This is a genomic window from Kitasatospora sp. DSM 101779, assembly GCF_025655475.1.
Classification (GTDB): Bacteria; Actinomycetota; Actinomycetes; order Streptomycetales; family Streptomycetaceae; genus Kitasatospora.
Window position 1 is genome coordinate 703,474 of sequence record NZ_JAHTIK010000001.1, and the last position, 15,102, is coordinate 718,575.

Sequence of the window (15,102 nt, forward strand, 5' to 3'; positions counted from 1 at the left end):
GCGGATCAGGCGGTCGGCTCGGAGAAGGTGAGGCCGCCGGTGGCGAGGGGGCGGCGGTCCGCGGCGGCCGGGGCCTCCTGGCCGGGCGGGGGCAGGAAGAGGGCACGGTCGATCGGCGGCAGCGGCCGCCGGTCGGGGACGGCCGGCGCGTCGGTGTGCGGCGCCGAGAAGACGGGTAGGCCCAGCGGGCGGCGATCATCGGTCACGGGCGGCAGCCTGGCCCATCGGACCCTCGCCGGGCAACGGGATTGCCGCGGGAGTCCGCGCAGATGCTGTGAAGACCGACCGGACGGGAGGCGCGGCCCCTGATTCACCTCGCCCGCCTTGCCGCGTGCACCACCGCCGGATTGCGCAGATCCCCGCGCCCCCGATTCACCTCTCGCGGCTTGGTGCGTGCACCGCTACGGCTCGAAGCGGTACCCCATGCCCGGTTCGGTGACGAAGTGGCGGGGGTTGGAGGGGTCGTCCTCCAGTTTGCGGCGGAGTTGGGCCATGTAGACCCGCAGGTAGTTGGTCTCGGTGCGGTAGGCCGGGCCCCACACCTCCTGCAGCAGTTGCTTCTGGCTGACGAGTCGGCCTGCGTTGCGGGCGAGCACCTCCAGCAGGTGCCACTCGGTGGGCGTGAGCCGGACGTCGGCGCCACCGCGGTTGACCTTCTTGGCGGCGAGGTCGACGGTGAAGGACCCGGTGGTGAGGACGGCCTCGGTGCCGCCGGCCGTCACCGGTTCGGCGCGGCGGACGGCGGCCCGGAGCCGGGCCAGGAACTCGTCCATGCCGAAGGGCTTGGTGACGTAGTCGTCGGCGCCGGCGTCCAGTGCCTCGACCTTCTCGTCGGAGGCCTGGCGGGCGGAGAGCACGATGATCGGGACGCGGGTCCAGCCGCGCAGGCCGCGGATCACCTCGGTGCCGTCCATGTCGGGCAGGCCGAGGTCGAGGACGACGACGTCCGGCGGCCTGGCGGCAGCCGCGGCGAGGGCCGAGGCGCCGTCGTGGGCGGCGTCCACCTCGTACTTCCGTGCCTTGAGGTTGATCACCAGGGCGCGGACGAGCTGGGGTTCGTCGTCGACCACGAGGACCCGGGTCATGGATGTGCGCCGCCTTTCTGCGGTTTGCCTGTGCTGAGCCCCGGCGGCGGCCGGGGCAGGGGGGTGGTCGGGACGTTCAGGGCATGGTGGCCGTGGGCTCGCGGGACTTCCGGGCGGTGCGGGCGGCTGCGGGCAGGGAGACCACCATGGTGAGGCCGCCGCCGGGGGTGTCCTCGGCGGTGAGGCTGCCGTCCATGGCCTCGGCGAAGCCGCGGGCGACGGCGAGGCCGAGGCCGACGCCGTTGCCGCGCGGGGCGTCGCCGTGGCGCTGGAAGGGCGCGAAGATCCGCTCCCGGGCCTCCTCGGGGACGCCGGGGCCGCGGTCGACGACCCGCAGTTCGACCCGGTCGCCGTCGGGCAGTCGGAGGGCGTCGGCCCGGACGGTGACCGGTAGCTCGGGCGGGCTGTACTTGACGGCGTTCTCGACCAGGTTGGCGACCACCCGTTCCAGCAGTCCGGCGTCGGCGCGCACCAGCGGCAGGTCCTCCGCGACGTCCAGCCGGACGGCTCCGGCGGGCACCCCGGCGAGGGCCAGCGGGACGACCTCGTCCAGGTCGACGTCCCGCCGCAGCGGCGTGACGCTGCCGGTCTGCAGCCGGCTCATGTCGAGGAGGTTGTTGATCAGCTGGTTGAGCCGGTCGGCGCCCTCCTCGATGCCCTCCAGCAGTTCGGCCTCGTCCTCGGGGCTCCAGGCGACGTCCTCCGAGCGCAGTGAGGTGACGGCGGCCTTGATCCCGGCGAGCGGGGTGCGGAGGTCGTGCGAGACGGCGGCGAGCAGTGCGGTGCGGATCCGGTTGGAGTCGGCGAGCCGGCGGGCCTCGGCGGCCTCCTCGGCGAGCCGCTGCCGTTCGAGCACGGCGACGGCCTGGGCGGCGAAGGCGCCGAGCATCCGGCGGTCGCCGGCCGGCAGCACCCGGCCGGTGAGGACGAGGGCGAGCCGGTCGCCGACCGGGACGTCGACGGTGGCGTCCTCGGGCCGGGAGGCCGGGCGGTGGCCGACGGCGGCGCGGGTCTGCCAGGGGCCGCGGTCGCCGGGGCGTTCCAGCAGGGCGACCGACTCCATCTGGAAGGTCTCCCGGACGCGTTCGAGCAGGTCCTCGGGCCCGTCCTCGCCGCGCAGCGCGCTGCCGGCCAGGAAGGCGAGGGTCTCGGCCTCGGCCCGGCTGCGGGCGGCCTGCTGGGAGCGGCGGGCGGCGAGGTCGACCACCGAGGCGACGGCGATGCCGACGCCGACGAAGACGCCGAGGGCGAGGATGTTGGCCCGGTCGGTGATCGTGAAGGTGTGGGTGGGCGGGGCGAAGTAGTAGTTCAGCAGCGCCGAGCCGACCAGGGCGGAGCCGATCGCCGGGAAGACGCCGCCGACCAGGGCGGCGCCGACGGTGAGAGTGAGGAAGAGCAGGACGGCGGTGGGCAGGCCGACGCCGGGGCCGAGGGCGAGCAGCAGCACGGTGAGCAGGACGGGGCCGAGGCAGCCGAGCAGCCAGCCGGCGACGGTGCGCAGTCGGCCGAGCTTGACGGGCAGTCGACCGGGCAGGCCGGGTCGGCCGCGGGCGGCGTGCTCGTGGGTGACGACGTGCACGTCGACGTCGCCGGACTCGCGGATGACGGTGGCGCCGACGCCGGGGTAGAGCAGGGAGCGCCAGGCGCGCCGCCGGCTGGTGCCGACGACGATCTGGGTGGCGTTGACGCCGCGGGCGAAGTCGAGCAGGCCGGCGGGGACGTCCTCGGCGAGCACGGCGTGGTAACTGCCGCCGAGCTCCTCGACCAGGCGGCGCTGGGCGGCGAGGTCGCCGGGCGCGGCGGGTGCGGCGGGGCCCTCGGGGCGGACGATGTGCACGGCGAGCAGTTCGCTGCCGGAGCCGCGGGCGGCGATCCGGGCGGCGCGGCGGATCAGGGTGCCGCCCTCGGGACCACCTGTGAGGCCGACGACGATCCGTTCGCGGGCCTGCCAGGTGGCGGCGATGCCCTGCTCGGTGCGGTAGCGCTGGAGGTATTCGTCGACCCGGTCGGCCGTCCAGAGCAGGGCGAGTTCGCGCAGGGCGGTGAGGTTGCCGGGGCGGAAGTAGTGCGAGAGGGCGGCGTCGACCCGGTCGGGAGGGTAGACGTTGCCGTGGGCGAGACGGCGGCGCAGCGCCTGGGGCGACATGTCGACCAGTTCGATCTGGTCGGCACGGCGGACGATCTCGTCGGGCACGGTCTCGCGCTGGCGGACGCCGGTGATGCCCTCGACGACGTCGCCGAGCGATTCGAGGTGCTGGATGTTGACGGTGGAGACGACGTCGATCCCGGCGGCGAGCAGTACCTCGACGTCCTCCCAGCGCTTGGCGTGGTGGCTGCCGGGGACGTTGGTGTGGGCGAGTTCGTCCACCAGGGCGACCTCGGGGCGGCGGGCGAGCACCGCGTCGAGGTCCATCTCGGTGAAGCGGGCACCTCGGTGGTCGAGGGCGCGGCGCGGGACGGTCTCCAGGCCGGTGACCAGTTCGGCGGTGCGGGCACGGCCGTGGTCCTCGACGAGGGCGATGACGACGTCGGTGCCGCGGGCGGCCCTGCGGTGCGCCTCGCCGAGCATGGCGTACGTCTTCCCGACCCCGGGGGCCGCCCCGAGGTAGATCCGCAGCCTGCCGCGCGCCATGTGCACCATTCTCGTTCCGCCGTCGCGCCCACCGGTGGTTCGGACGCCTGTTCGCGCCTCCGAGCCTAGATCCACGGCTGGGCGGGTTGCCCCGTTCGCCCGCTTCGCGGGGTGGATCCTGGCGCTTTCTTGACGCGTACGGCGGCATGCGGCCGCTGCCGGCGGCCGGCGCGGCCCGGGACCGCGCCGGCCGGGGTGGGGCCCGCGGGGCGGATCAGACCTGCGCGGCGGCGAAGCGGTCGGCGACGTCCTGCCAGTTCACGACGGACCACAGGCGCTCGACGTAGTCCGGGCGGACGTTGCGGTACTGCAGGTAGTAGGCGTGCTCCCAGGCGTCGAAGGCGAGCAGCGGGGTGGTGCCCTGGCCGACGTTGCCGTGGTGGTCGTAGACCTGCTCGACGATCAGGCGCTTGCCGAGCGGCTCCCAGGAGAGGATGCCCCAGCCGCTGCCCTGGACGCCGACGGTGGCGGTGGTCAGCTGCCTGCGGAAGGCCTCGAAGGAGCCGAAGTGCTCGCTGACGGCGTCACCGAGGGCGCCGTCGGGGCGGTCACCGCCGTCCGGGGAGAGGTTCTGCCAGAACAGCGAGTGCAGGACGTGGCCGGAGAGGTGGAAGGCGAGCGTCTTCTGCAGGCCGACCAGGCCGCCGTACTGCTCCTTGTCGCGCGCCTCGGCGAGCTGCTCGAGGGTGTCGTTGGCGCCCTTGACGTAGGCGGCGTGGTGCTTGGAGTGGTGCAGTTCCAGAACCTCGGCGGACATCGCGCGCTCGAGGGCGGAGTAGTCGTACGGCAGGTCGGGAAGCGAGTAGGTGCCCATGGCGGGACACGGCCCCTTTCGACGGACGGTGTGGATCGTGCCGGGGCCACACTATTGCGCATACCTTGCAAGAACGAAACTCATGCATCAGCATGTTGCATGCGAGGTCGGCCGGTCGGCCGTCCGGGGCGCCCTGCGTCCTTCCTGACCGACGATCGTCTTCCCAACCGGCGCCCGCCGGGACGCGGCCGACCCCGCGTCACGGCGTCCGCCCAGGAGGCGCGCCCGAAGACAGCCGGCCAGCGGTCGCCCACGGGTGGGTGGGACCGCCGGCCGGCCTTCCGGGTCGAGGCGCACTGTCGGGTCGGGGCACCCGGGGGCCTCGACGGGATCAGGTGGTGTCGGCGAGGGCGAGCAGGGCGCCGGTCCCACAGGTGGTCGGCCGTGCCGTTGTCCCCGAACTGCACCACCGGGGGCGCTGTCCGATGATCCGTCGACTCCGCGCACCGAAACGGAACTCGGCCTAATGCGGAAGACCGCGCCGGGCCGCAGCACCGTGCTCGGGCACTCGGGGCGGTTGGGCGAGTCCGGCAGGTGCTGGGTCTCCGGGCAGATCCCGGCGTGCTGCGGCAGCGGCCGGCCGTCGGCACCGGGCAGGGTGCCGTCGAGGTTGTTGCCCGTGTAGACCTGTACGCCCGGCTCGGTCGCCGACGGCCGGCTCGGCGAGGGTGGCCGCGTGCCGCAGCTCCCCCGGGCCGGCGGAACGCAGCACCCCGCAGTGGCCGAGCCCGCCCACGGCGCGGACCTGCGGGTGTCCGGCGGCGATCCGGCCGCCGAGCCGGACGGGCCGGGCGAGGTCGAAGGGCGTGCCGGCCACCGGTTCGGGCGGGCCGTACGGGATGCCCTCGGCGGTGACCGGCAGGTCGCGGTCGGCGGACAGCTCCCGCACGTGGTCGTGGACGGCGCCGTGCCCGGCCAGGTTGAAGCAGGCGCGGTTGGTCGGGTTGACCACCGTCGGGCGGTCGGTGACGGCCCGGCAGTCGACCGCCAGCGTGCCGGGACCGGCCAGCCGGTAGGTGGCGGTGAGGTCGAGCGCGCCGGGGAAGCCCATGTCGCCGTGCGGGCTGTACAGGTGCAGCCCGACCCCGGCGCCGTCGGCGGTCGGCACGGCTCGCCAGATGCGGCGGTGGAAGCCGTCCGGGAGCGGCGGCGGCAGGGCCGGGACGATCCCCCACTGGGAGGCCCAGGCGGCCGGCACGCCGCCGAGGGCGAAGACCGAGCCCACCGACAGGTCGATGCCGCCGGGGAGGATCACCAGGGTCATGCCGAGGGCGACGATCGCGGGGAACGAGGTCTGCACGGCGATGCTGCGGGCGTTGTCCAGCGTCCCGAAGGACGGGAACAGCACCGAGGAGACCAGCACCGGCAGGACGAGCACGGCGGGCACGGCCTGGCGCTGGAGCCGGCCGCGCAGCCGGCCGGCGAGGGCGCCGGGTGCGGCGGCTGGGCGGGTGGCGACGGCCGGTGCGGTCCGAGGTCCGGCGGGCGCGGTGACCGGCACGGGTGTCAACAGGGCGCGCGGGTGTCAACAGGGCGGGCTTCTTCATCGCGACCGGCGGTCCCGGGCGGCGCAGCCGGCGGCCAGGACGACGGCCGCCCGGGCGGTCGCGGCACGCTCCCGGAAGCGGCTGCACTCCCCGCCACCTGGAGTGCAGCGAGGGAAAGGTCACACTGGATTGATCTGCTGCCGGCCTGCTAACGGGCACTAACCTGCACTCATGACGGTCCAGCCCGAAGGGCTTCCCCTGGCCGCCGAGTTCCCGGATGCGACCCGCGAGCAGTGGCAGCGCCTCGTCGAAGGCGTGCTGCGCAAGTCGGGTGTGCAGGACGCGAGCGGCGTTCAGGCGGAGGAAGCGCTCACCACCAAGCTCCAGGACGGGCTCAGCGCCCGCCCGCTGTACACCGCCGAGGAGGCGCCGGCCGACGCCGGCCTCCCCGGCTTCGCCCCGTACCTGCGGGGCGGCCGGCCGCACGGCTCCGCCGTCAACGGCTGGGACGTACGGCAGCGCCACGCCGACCCGGACGCCGCGCGCGCCAACGAGGCGGTCCTCGCCGACCTCGAGAACGGCGTCACCTCGCTCTGGCTGACCGTCGGCGACGGCGGCCTGCCGGTGGCCGCGCTGCCCACCGCGCTGCAGGGCGTGTACCTCGACCTGGCCTCCGTCGTTCTCGACGCGGGCGCCGAATTCCGGCCCGCAGCCGAGCAGTTGTTCGCCCTGCTGGCCGAGCGTGCGGTGCCCTCCGACGTGGCGTCGGGCAACCTCGGCGCCGACCCGCTGGGTCTGCTCGCCCGCACCGGCGACGACTCCGCCACCACCGCGCAGCTCGCCGAGGCCGCCGACCTGGCCGCGCACTGCGGCCGCACCTACCCGAACGTCCGCGCCCTGGCCGTCGACGCGCTGGTCTTCCACGACGCCGGCGCCTCCGCCGCCCAGGAGCTCGGCGCCTCGCTGGCCGCGGGCGTCGCCTACCTGCGCGCGCTGACCGCCGCCGGGCTGACCGTCGACGAGGCCGCCGGCCAGCTGGAGTTCCGCTACGCGGCCACCGAGGACCAGTTCCTCGGCATCGCCAAGTTCCGTGCCGCACGGCGCCTGTGGGCCCGCGTCGCCGAGGTCTCCGGGGTGACCGGCCCGGCCGCCGCCCAGCGCCAGCACGCCGTCACCTCCTCGGTGATGATGACCGCCCGCGACCCGTGGGTGAACATGCTGCGCACCACCGTCGCCTGCCTGGCCGCAGGCGTCGGCGGCGCCGACGCCGTCACCGTGCAGCCCTTCGACGCCGAGGCCGGCCTGTCGGACGCCTTCGCCCGCCGGATCGCCCGCAACACCCAGGCGATCCTGCTGGAGGAGTCGAACCTGGCGAAGGTCATCGACCCGGCCGGCGGCTCCTGGTACGTCGAGACGCTCACCGACGAGCTGGCAGGGGCCGCCTGGGCGTTCTTCCAGGAGATCGAGCGGGCCGGCGGCCTGCGCGAGGCCCTCGTCTCCGGCCTGGTCGGCGAGCGGATCGCCGCGACCTGGGCCGAGCGCACGGCCCGCCTGGCCAAGCGGCGCGAGCCGGTCACCGGCGTCAGCGAGTTCCCGAACCTGGGCGAGCAGCCGCTCGTCCGCGAGCCCGCGCCCGCCCGCCGCGGCGGCGGCCTGCCGCAGGTCCGCCGCGCCGAGGCGTACGAGGCGCTGCGCGACCGCTCGGACGCGCACCTGGCCGCCGCCGGCACCCGGCCGAAGATCTTCCTGGCCTCGATCGGCACCGCCGCGGCGCACACCGCGCGCACCACCTTCGCCGCCAACCTCTTCCAGGCCGGCGGTATCGAGACCACCTCCGTGGAGGGCACGGACCCGGCCGCGCTGGCCGAGGCCTTCGCGGCGAGCGGCGCGACCGTCGCCTGCCTGTGCTCCGGCGACGCGCAGTACGCGGAGCACGGCGAGGCGGTCGCCAGGGCGCTGAAGACCGCGGGCGCCGCGAAGGTGCTGCTGGCCGGACGCCCCGGCGAGCTGCGCGAAGCCTTGGAGCGGGCGGGCGTGGACGCGTACGTGTTCGCCGGCTGCAACGCCGTCGAGGTCCTGACCTCCCTGCTGGACGAGATCGGAGTCGCCCGATGATCCCCGACTTCACCACCATCGGGCTGGGCTCCGGCGCCCCCGCCGGCGACGGTGAGCAGTGGCGCGCCGCCTGGCAGCAGGCCACCGGCAAGGACGTCGACGAGCAGCTCTGGGAGACCCCGGAGGGCATCGGCGTCAAGCCGCTGTACACCGCGGAGGACCTGGCCGGCCTGGACTTCCTCGGCACCTACCCGGGCGTGGCCCCGTTCCTGCGCGGCCCCTACCCGACCATGTACGTCAACCAGCCGTGGACGGTCCGCCAGTATGCGGGCTTCTCCACCGCCGAGGAGTCCAACGCCTTCTACCGCCGCAACCTCGCGGCCGGCCAGAAGGGCCTCTCGGTCGCCTTCGACCTGCCGACCCACCGCGGTTACGACAGCGACCACCCGCGGGTCACCGGCGACGTCGGCATGGCCGGCGTGGCCATCGACTCCATCTACGACATGCGCCAGCTCTTCGACGGCATCCCGCTGGACCGGATGTCGGTGTCGATGACCATGAACGGCGCGGTGCTGCCCGTGCTGGCGCTGTACATCGTGGCCGCCGAGGAGCAGGGGGTGCCGCCCGAGAAGCTGGCGGGGACCATCCAGAACGACATCCTCAAGGAGTTCATGGTCCGCAACACGTACATCTACCCGCCGCAGCCCTCGATGCGGATCATCTCGGACATCTTCGCGTACACCTCGCAGAAGATGCCGCGGTACAACTCGATCTCGATCTCGGGCTACCACATCCAGGAGGCCGGCGCGACGGCCGACCTGGAGCTGGCGTACACCCTCGCGGACGGTGTGGAGTACCTGCGGGCCGGCCTCGGTGCCGGGCTGGACGTGGACGCGTTCGCGCCGCGGCTGTCGTTCTTCTGGGCCATCGGCATGAACTTCTTCATGGAGGTCGCCAAGCTGCGCGCGGCCCGGCTGCTGTGGGCCAAGCTGGTCAAGCAGTTCGACCCGCAGAACGCCAAGTCGCTGTCGCTGCGCACCCATTCGCAGACCTCCGGCTGGTCGCTCACCGCGCAGGACGTGTTCAACAACGTCACCCGCACCTGTGTGGAGGCGATGGCCGCGACCCAGGGCCACACCCAGTCGCTGCACACCAACGCCCTCGACGAGGCGCTCGCCCTGCCGACCGACTTCTCCGCCCGGATCGCCCGCAACACCCAGCTGATGCTGCAGCAGGAGTCCGGCACCTGCCGGGTCATCGACCCGTGGGGCGGCTCGGCGTACGTCGAGAAGCTCACCCACGACCTGGCCCGCCGCGCCTGGCAGCACATCCAGGAGGTCGAGGCGGCCGGCGGCATGGCCAAGGCGATCGACGCGGGCATCCCCAAGCTGCGCGTCGAGGAGGCCGCCGCCCGCACCCAGGCGCGGATCGACTCCGGCCGCCAGCCGGTGATCGGCGTCAACAAGTACCGGGTCGCCAACGACGAACAGATCGACGTCCTCAAGGTCGACAACTCCTCGGTGCGCGCCCAGCAGATCGCGAAGCTCCGCCGGCTGCGCGCCGAGCGGGACGAGCAGGTCTGCCAGGACGCCCTGCACGCGCTGACCCGGGCCGCCGAGGCCGGGCCGCAGGGCGCCTCGCTGGACGGCAACCTGCTGGCGCTCGCGGTGAACGCCGCCCGTGCCAAGGCCACCGTCGGCGAGATCTCCGACGCACTCGAGAAGGTGTACGGCCGGCACTCCGGGCAGATCCGTACCATCTCCGGTGTGTACCGAGACGAAGCAGGCCCCTCCACCTCGCTGCAGCGCACCCGCGACCTCGTCGAGCGCTTCGAGGAGGCCGAGGGCCGCCGCCCCCGCATCCTGGTCGCCAAGATGGGCCAGGACGGCCACGACCGCGGCCAGAAGGTGATCGCCACGGCCTTCGCCGACCTGGGCTTCACCGTCGACGTCGGCCCGCTGTTCCAGACCCCGGCGGAGGTCGCCCGGCAGGCCGTCGAGGCCGACGTGCACATCGTCGGCGTCTCCTCGCTGGCGGCCGGCCACCTCACCCTGGTGCCCGCGCTGAAGGCCGAACTCGCCGAGGCCGGACGCGAGGACATCACCATCGTGGTCGGCGGCGTCATCCCGCCGCAGGACATCCCGACGCTCCTCGACATGGGCGCCGCCGCGGTCTTCCCGCCCGGCACCGTGATCCCGGACGCCGCCCACGATCTGCTCACCTCGCTCGCCGCCGACCTCGGCCACGAGCTGTGAGCCGCTGAGCCGTGGCCCGGACGATCGACCTCGACCAGTACCGGCAGGGTGTCCTGGACGGCTCGCGCGCCTGGATCGCGCGGGCCATCACCCTCGTCGAGTCCATCCGGCCCGACCACCGCGAGCTCGCCCAGCGGCTGCTGGTCGACCTGCTGCCGCACTCCGGCCGGGCGGTCCGGGTGGGCATCACCGGCGTGCCCGGTGTGGGCAAGTCGACCTTCATCGAGGCCCTCGGCACCATGCTCACCGGCCTGGGGCACAGGGTCGCGGTGCTCGCCGTCGACCCGACCTCCAGCCGGACGGGCGGCTCCATCCTCGGCGACAAGACGCGGATGGAGAAGCTCTCCGTCGACCCGAACGCCTTCGTCCGGCCCTCCCCCACCTCCGGGACGCTCGGCGGCGTGGCCCGCGCCACCCGCGAGTCCATGGTGGTGATGGAGGCCGCCGGGTACGACGTCGTCCTGGTGGAGACGGTCGGCGTCGGGCAGTCGGAGACCACCGTCGCGGGCATGGTGGACTCCTTCCTGCTGCTCACCCTCGCGCGCACCGGCGACCAGCTCCAGGGCATCAAGAAGGGCGTCCTGGAGCTGGCCGACCTGGTCGCCGTCAACAAGGCGGACGGCCCGCACGAGCGGGACGCCAAGGCCGCCGCCCGCGAACTGGCCGGCGCCCTGCGGCTGCTCCAGCCGCCGGACGCCGCCTGGACGCCGCCGGTGCTCACCTGCAGCGGCCTGTCCGGCAACGGGCTGGACGAGCTGTGGGACCGCCTGCGGCAGCACCGCAGCCTGCTCGACGCCACCGGCGCACTGGACGCCAAGCGGCGCGACCAGCAGGTCGACTGGACGTGGGCGATGGTCCACGACCAGTTGCTCGCCAGGCTCCGCGAGCACCCCGAGGTGCGGCGGCTCGTCCCCGTCGTGGAGCAGCAGGTCCGGCAGGGCACGCTGACCGCCACCCTGGCCGCCCAGCGCATCCTCGACGGCTTCGGCTCGGCGAACTGACCCCGCGGCAACGGCCGGTGGGAGCGCGGCACGCGCCCCGCCGGCCGGTCCGGCGGCTGGAGCCGCCGCGGTGGCGGACGACGTCGGCCACCGTCCGGACGGTCATCGCCTTCCCGGTCGGCAGCAGCAGGACCGCGGGCACCGTCTCTCCCTCGCCGCGGACAACAGGGGCGCTTCATGCAGCGTGCGGAGAACCTCTCCGCAGGTCGCGCTCAGTAGTACCGCAGGTAATAAGGTCGTTATCCGAGGGACAACTTCACCACCGCACCGGCCCCGATGACCCGTCAGCCGCCCACCAGCAACGATCGAGGCGCAGCGCCGGTTCTCGTTCCGATGTTCCTACCGAAGGCCGCCCCCGCCGCTCCAGCACCTGCGCGGCTGCCGCCGTTGCCGAGCCCGCAGTGTGCCGAGACTTCCGGTACACGTTCGCCGGGCTCTCCCGGCCTCGCGCAAGCACCCCAACACCGACAGCAGCCCCTCGTCGTGGGCAGGATGACCCCCGCACCCCCTCCTCCAGCGTCAGCTCACCAGCCCGAGCCCCCCGGGAGGCCGGCCACCACGAGGGCGACGGCTTCCTCCGGAGTCTCGGTGCGCGCGACCAACTCCCCGCCTCGGCGCCGCACCCCGTACAGCCGCTCGTCGTGCGGGAGCAGGCCGTACCCGACCTGCCCCTCCCAGAGGCCGTACCCGACCTGCCTCTTCTCAGAAGGCTTGATTGTGGTGGAGAACCATACGTTGAAGTGGCTGGTGATCGGCGTCAGCCTGCGGAGCGCCGGCTGGGCGTACGCCGCCACCAACAGCGCGTGCGTGCGAGGGAGCCGGCCCCACGACGATGTGTGAAAGCGGTCGAGCTTGACGTGCCACGCCAACTCGACCGCGCCGAACGGCTCCTGCTCGTGCGCCAAAGCCCACGGGTGGAACGCGATGCACGGGGCCTGGGCCCTGGTCTCTGTCAGTCCCGCACCACTCATCCACGCCGCTGTTGCCCTGACCACTTCGGCCGGCCCCGCGATCCACCCACCGGCCATGGTCACGCCGTGGCTCTGGAGGGTCATCCAGAAGCCCCCGCACTGCTCGCCGGGCGGATACACCGACAACCGCCGCGAGCCCTCAGTCTGCTCGTAGGGCGGATACACCGTCACCCGTCGGCCGGGCCCCTCAACGCCATACCTCGCGATGCCCGGAAGCTCACCGTCCGGCTCGGGCAGGACGACCCCGAGGCCCTCCGCCGTACACCTCAACACCTCCCCGAGCACCCCGTTGACCAACTCACGCCCGCCTGCCCCCGCCCCGAAGCTCACCCGCTCAGTGTGCCGCGTGGCAGCGCCCGGCCTACCAGGTCGACACAGGGGGATTGGGGCCGGCGATCCCCGGTGACGGGAGGCGCAATTGCGGAAAGTCCGGGACCGGCAGCGTCGCTGGTCCCGGCGGTCGGGGGATGCCCGGCAAGAGCGGCACCGGCGCGGCCCGATGGTGGCCCACCGCTCGGCCGCGCGTGAGCAGCGGAGCGGGCTTGTGAACGCACAGACTGATCAGCAGAGCACCAAGGCAACTCACCGTGACCAAGCCAACTGATACTGGCGGATACGCGACACCTCAACATGCGAGCCCACCAGTCTCACCCCCCGTTCCCGCCCGGGGGCGCGCCGCCGGGGCGCACGGCACTCCGTTCGGGGCGGAACCACTCGATGGGGGCACATCCGCGGCGTGTCCCTCGGACGTCCGCCTCCGGCTGCGCTGTTCTGGTCGGCACCGAAGGCGGTACTCCGCCGCCGACCCGTCCCCACCCGGAGGTTCCCCGATGTCCACGACCGCCGTCTTCAGTGTCGAAGGCATGAGCTGCGGCCACTGCGAGCGGACCGTCACCGCGGGCCTCGCCGCACTGCCGGGTGTCACCGGCGTCAACGCCCACGCCGCCACGGGCCAGGTCACCGTGGAGTCGGCCGGCGACCTCGACGAGTCCATGGTGCGCAGCGTGGTCGGCGAGGCCGGCTTCACCCTCGTCGGCCGGGTCTGAGGCACGGCCGTACCGGCATTCCCTGACCGGCGTTCCCTGACCGGCGTTCCCTGACCGGCGTTCCCTGACCGGCGTGTTCAGGCGGGCGTGTTCAGGCGGGCGTGTTCAGTGCCTCGGGGGCCGGTTCCGGTCCGGCGGCGCGGCCGGGGAGCAGGGGCGTCAGCACCGCGGCCAGGCCGCACCAGGTCAGCAGGCCGAGACCGTTGGCCTTCAGGATCCCGAGGCCCGCGGCCTCGACGTAGAACCCGGTCGCGAACGCCGCGTTCACCAGGGCTGCGCTGACCGCCATCTGCGCCTCGGCCTCGTGGCGGCCGAACAGCCGGCCGAGGCCGCGGGCCAGCGGCTTCTGCAGCACCAGCACGACGGGGCACATCGCCACCGTCAGGACGAGCGCCACCCACCAGGCCGTCTTCGAGGAGAACAGCAGCAGGACACCGGAGACCAGGGTCACCGCCACCGCGGCGAAGAGCCCGCCGGTGCCCCGGTCGAGCTGCGGCGAGGGCTTGTCGATCCACAGCAGTGCGGCGACCACGAGGAAGGCACCGACCCCGGCCAGCGCAGCGGCCCACGGCGTCCAGGAGTCGAAGGCGACCAGCTGAACGGCGACGGCAGCGCTGCCCGCGAGCGCGCTGCGGCGCAGCGCGGAGGCCCGGGCGGTCATCGGCCGTCCGGGCTCGGCGGGTGCATCGCCTGGCAGGGCGGGGTGCGGGTGCGGGTCTGCCCCGGGCGCCGGCGGGGGCGCGCTCCGCGGGTCCGTGGTGCCGGCCGGGCCCGCGGTGGCGGCCCCGCCGGTGGTGCCGCCCGCTCCGGTGGTCCGGACGCCGGGGGCGTCGCCCCGGGTCGGGGAGCCGTCGAGGGGTCCGGACGGATGCGCTCCCGCCTGCGGGGCCGTGGTGCTCGGACCGGCCTGCGCGGGTGCGGGCGCCGTCAGCAGCGCGCCGATGTGCTCGGCGACCTGCTCGGCGCTGCCCGGCCGCTCCCCCGGGTCCTTGGCCAGCAGCGCGAGGACGAGGGCGTCGACCCCGGCCGGGACACCGGGCCGTACGCCGCTGGGCGCCTCGGGCTGCCGGGTGAGGTGCTGGTGGAGGACGGCGAGCGGTGCGCCGGTGAACGGCGGACGACCCGTCAGGAGGGCGTGCAGCAGGCAGCCGACGGCGTACAGGTCGGCGGCCGGGCCGATGCCGCGGTCGCCGCGGGCCTGTTCGGGGGACATGTAGGCGGCGGTGCCCATGGCGGTACCGGTACCGGTGAACGAGTGATTCTCGTACAGGTGCTTGACGATCCCGAAGTCGAGGATCTTGACCGTTCCGCCGGGCAGCAGCATGGCGTTGGCCGGTTTGATGTCCCGGTGGACGAGGCCGGCCCGGTGGGCGGCGGCCAGGCCGGTGCAGACCTGCTGCGTCCAGCCGAGGGCGTCCGGCACCGCGGGCAGCGGCCCCTCGTCGAGGACGTCCTCCAGGGCGCGCCCGTCGAGGTGTTCCATGACCAGGAAGGGTGCGCCGCCGTGCTCCGGGCCGGCCCGGCCGAAGTCGTGGACGGTGACGATGTGCGGGCTGCTGAGGTTGCCGGCGGCCCGGGCCTCGGCGGCGAACCGCTCGACGCCCGAGGAGGAGCTGTCGGCGCCTGTGAGCAGCTTCACCGCCACCGGCCGGCCGACCCGCTCGTCGTACGCCCGCCACACCTGTCCCATGCCCCCGGTGCCGAGCACCGTCTCCAGCCGGTACCGGCCGTCCAGCCGCTCGCCCTGCATCCCCAC

11 protein-coding genes and 1 pseudogene are annotated in these 15,102 nt (G+C 74.0%); 4 read left to right on the forward strand and 8 right to left on the reverse strand.

Annotated features, from left to right (window positions below; genetic code table 11):
* Nucleotides 1-5: 5 nt before the first annotated feature.
* From KSNIM_RS03350 to KSNIM_RS03375, 6 genes and pseudogenes are all read right to left on the reverse strand, one after another.
* Complete coding sequence (locus KSNIM_RS03350; RefSeq protein WP_263101700.1) at nt 6-206, reverse strand: hypothetical protein; 201 nt, start codon at nt 204-206, stop codon at nt 6-8.
* Between the two features lie 195 nt (nt 207-401).
* Nucleotides 402-1,085 carry a response regulator gene (locus KSNIM_RS03355; protein WP_263101701.1) on the reverse strand — a complete coding sequence of 228 codons (684 nt, stop codon included), beginning with the start codon at nt 1,083-1,085 and terminating at the stop codon, nt 402-404.
* A 76-nt stretch (nt 1,086-1,161) separates the two neighbouring features.
* Nucleotides 1,162-3,717, reverse strand: coding sequence for a sensor histidine kinase (locus KSNIM_RS03360; protein WP_263101702.1), 2,556 nt, complete (start codon nt 3,715-3,717; stop codon nt 1,162-1,164).
* Between the two features lie 214 nt (nt 3,718-3,931).
* On the reverse strand, nt 3,932-4,531 hold the full coding sequence (locus tag KSNIM_RS03365) for a superoxide dismutase (protein ID WP_263101704.1): 600 nt from the start codon (nt 4,529-4,531) through the stop codon (nt 3,932-3,934).
* A gap of 87 nt (nt 4,532-4,618) precedes the next feature.
* Nucleotides 4,619-5,128, reverse strand: a complete 510-nt coding sequence (locus KSNIM_RS03370; protein ID WP_263107815.1) for a hypothetical protein — start codon at nt 5,126-5,128, stop codon at nt 4,619-4,621.
* Nucleotides 5,129-5,246: 118 nt separating this feature from the next.
* A pseudogene (locus KSNIM_RS03375) lies at nt 5,247-5,795 on the reverse strand (hypothetical protein); the annotation flags it as partial.
* A gap of 454 nt (nt 5,796-6,249) precedes the next feature.
* Here KSNIM_RS03375 and mutA point away from each other — a divergent pair.
* From mutA to meaB, 3 genes are read left to right on the forward strand one after another with little or no spacing between them, the layout of a single operon-like run.
* The gene (gene mutA, locus KSNIM_RS03380; protein ID WP_263101705.1) at nt 6,250-8,133 is read left to right on the forward strand and encodes a methylmalonyl-CoA mutase small subunit; all 1,884 of its coding nucleotides are present in this window, start codon (nt 6,250-6,252) and stop codon (nt 8,131-8,133) included.
* Nucleotides 8,130-10,328 carry a methylmalonyl-CoA mutase gene (gene scpA, locus KSNIM_RS03385; RefSeq protein WP_263101706.1) on the forward strand — a complete coding sequence of 733 codons (2,199 nt, stop codon included), beginning with the start codon at nt 8,130-8,132 and terminating at the stop codon, nt 10,326-10,328. Before mutA ends, scpA begins: the two co-directional genes overlap by 4 nt.
* Nucleotides 10,329-10,339: 11 nt before the next feature.
* Nucleotides 10,340-11,329: a methylmalonyl Co-A mutase-associated GTPase MeaB gene (meaB, locus tag KSNIM_RS03390; protein ID WP_263101707.1), complete on the forward strand. Its 990-nt coding sequence runs from the start codon at nt 10,340-10,342 to the stop codon at nt 11,327-11,329.
* Nucleotides 11,330-11,853: 524 nt separating this feature from the next.
* Here the strand turns inward: meaB and KSNIM_RS03395 are convergent.
* The gene (locus tag KSNIM_RS03395; protein ID WP_263101708.1) at nt 11,854-12,630 is read right to left on the reverse strand and encodes a DUF6193 family natural product biosynthesis protein; all 777 of its coding nucleotides are present in this window, start codon (nt 12,628-12,630) and stop codon (nt 11,854-11,856) included.
* Nucleotides 12,631-13,130: 500 nt separating this feature from the next.
* Here KSNIM_RS03395 and KSNIM_RS03400 point away from each other — a divergent pair, with 500 nt between their 5' ends.
* Nucleotides 13,131-13,346 (forward strand): heavy-metal-associated domain-containing protein, encoded by a 216-nt coding sequence (locus KSNIM_RS03400; protein ID WP_263101709.1) that lies wholly within the window; start codon nt 13,131-13,133, stop codon nt 13,344-13,346.
* Between the two features lie 91 nt (nt 13,347-13,437).
* On the opposite strand, the gene KSNIM_RS03405 is transcribed toward KSNIM_RS03400, so the two are convergent.
* Entirely contained in the window at nt 13,438-15,096 is a 1,659-nt protein-coding gene (locus KSNIM_RS03405) for a serine/threonine-protein kinase (protein ID WP_263101710.1), read from the reverse strand.
* Nucleotides 15,097-15,102: the final 6 nt, after the last annotated feature.

Excerpts from the sequence above, each read along its gene's own strand:
- scpA (WP_263101706.1), top strand. The coding sequence starts at position 8,130 with ATGATCCCCGACTTCACCACCATCGGGCTGGGCTCCGGCGCCCCCGCC.
- KSNIM_RS03355 (WP_263101701.1), bottom strand. The coding sequence starts at position 1,085 with ATGACCCGGGTCCTCGTGGTCGACGACGAACCCCAGCTCGTCCGCGCC.
- KSNIM_RS03360 (WP_263101702.1), bottom strand. The coding sequence starts at position 3,717 with ATGGCGCGCGGCAGGCTGCGGATCTACCTCGGGGCGGCCCCCGGGGTC.
- KSNIM_RS03365 (WP_263101704.1), bottom strand. The coding sequence starts at position 4,531 with ATGGGCACCTACTCGCTTCCCGACCTGCCGTACGACTACTCCGCCCTC.
- mutA (WP_263101705.1), top strand. The coding sequence starts at position 6,250 with ATGACGGTCCAGCCCGAAGGGCTTCCCCTGGCCGCCGAGTTCCCGGAT.
- KSNIM_RS03405 (WP_263101710.1), bottom strand. The coding sequence starts at position 15,096 with ATGCAGGGCGAGCGGCTGGACGGCCGGTACCGGCTGGAGACGGTGCTC.
- KSNIM_RS03400 (WP_263101709.1), top strand. The coding sequence starts at position 13,131 with ATGTCCACGACCGCCGTCTTCAGTGTCGAAGGCATGAGCTGCGGCCAC.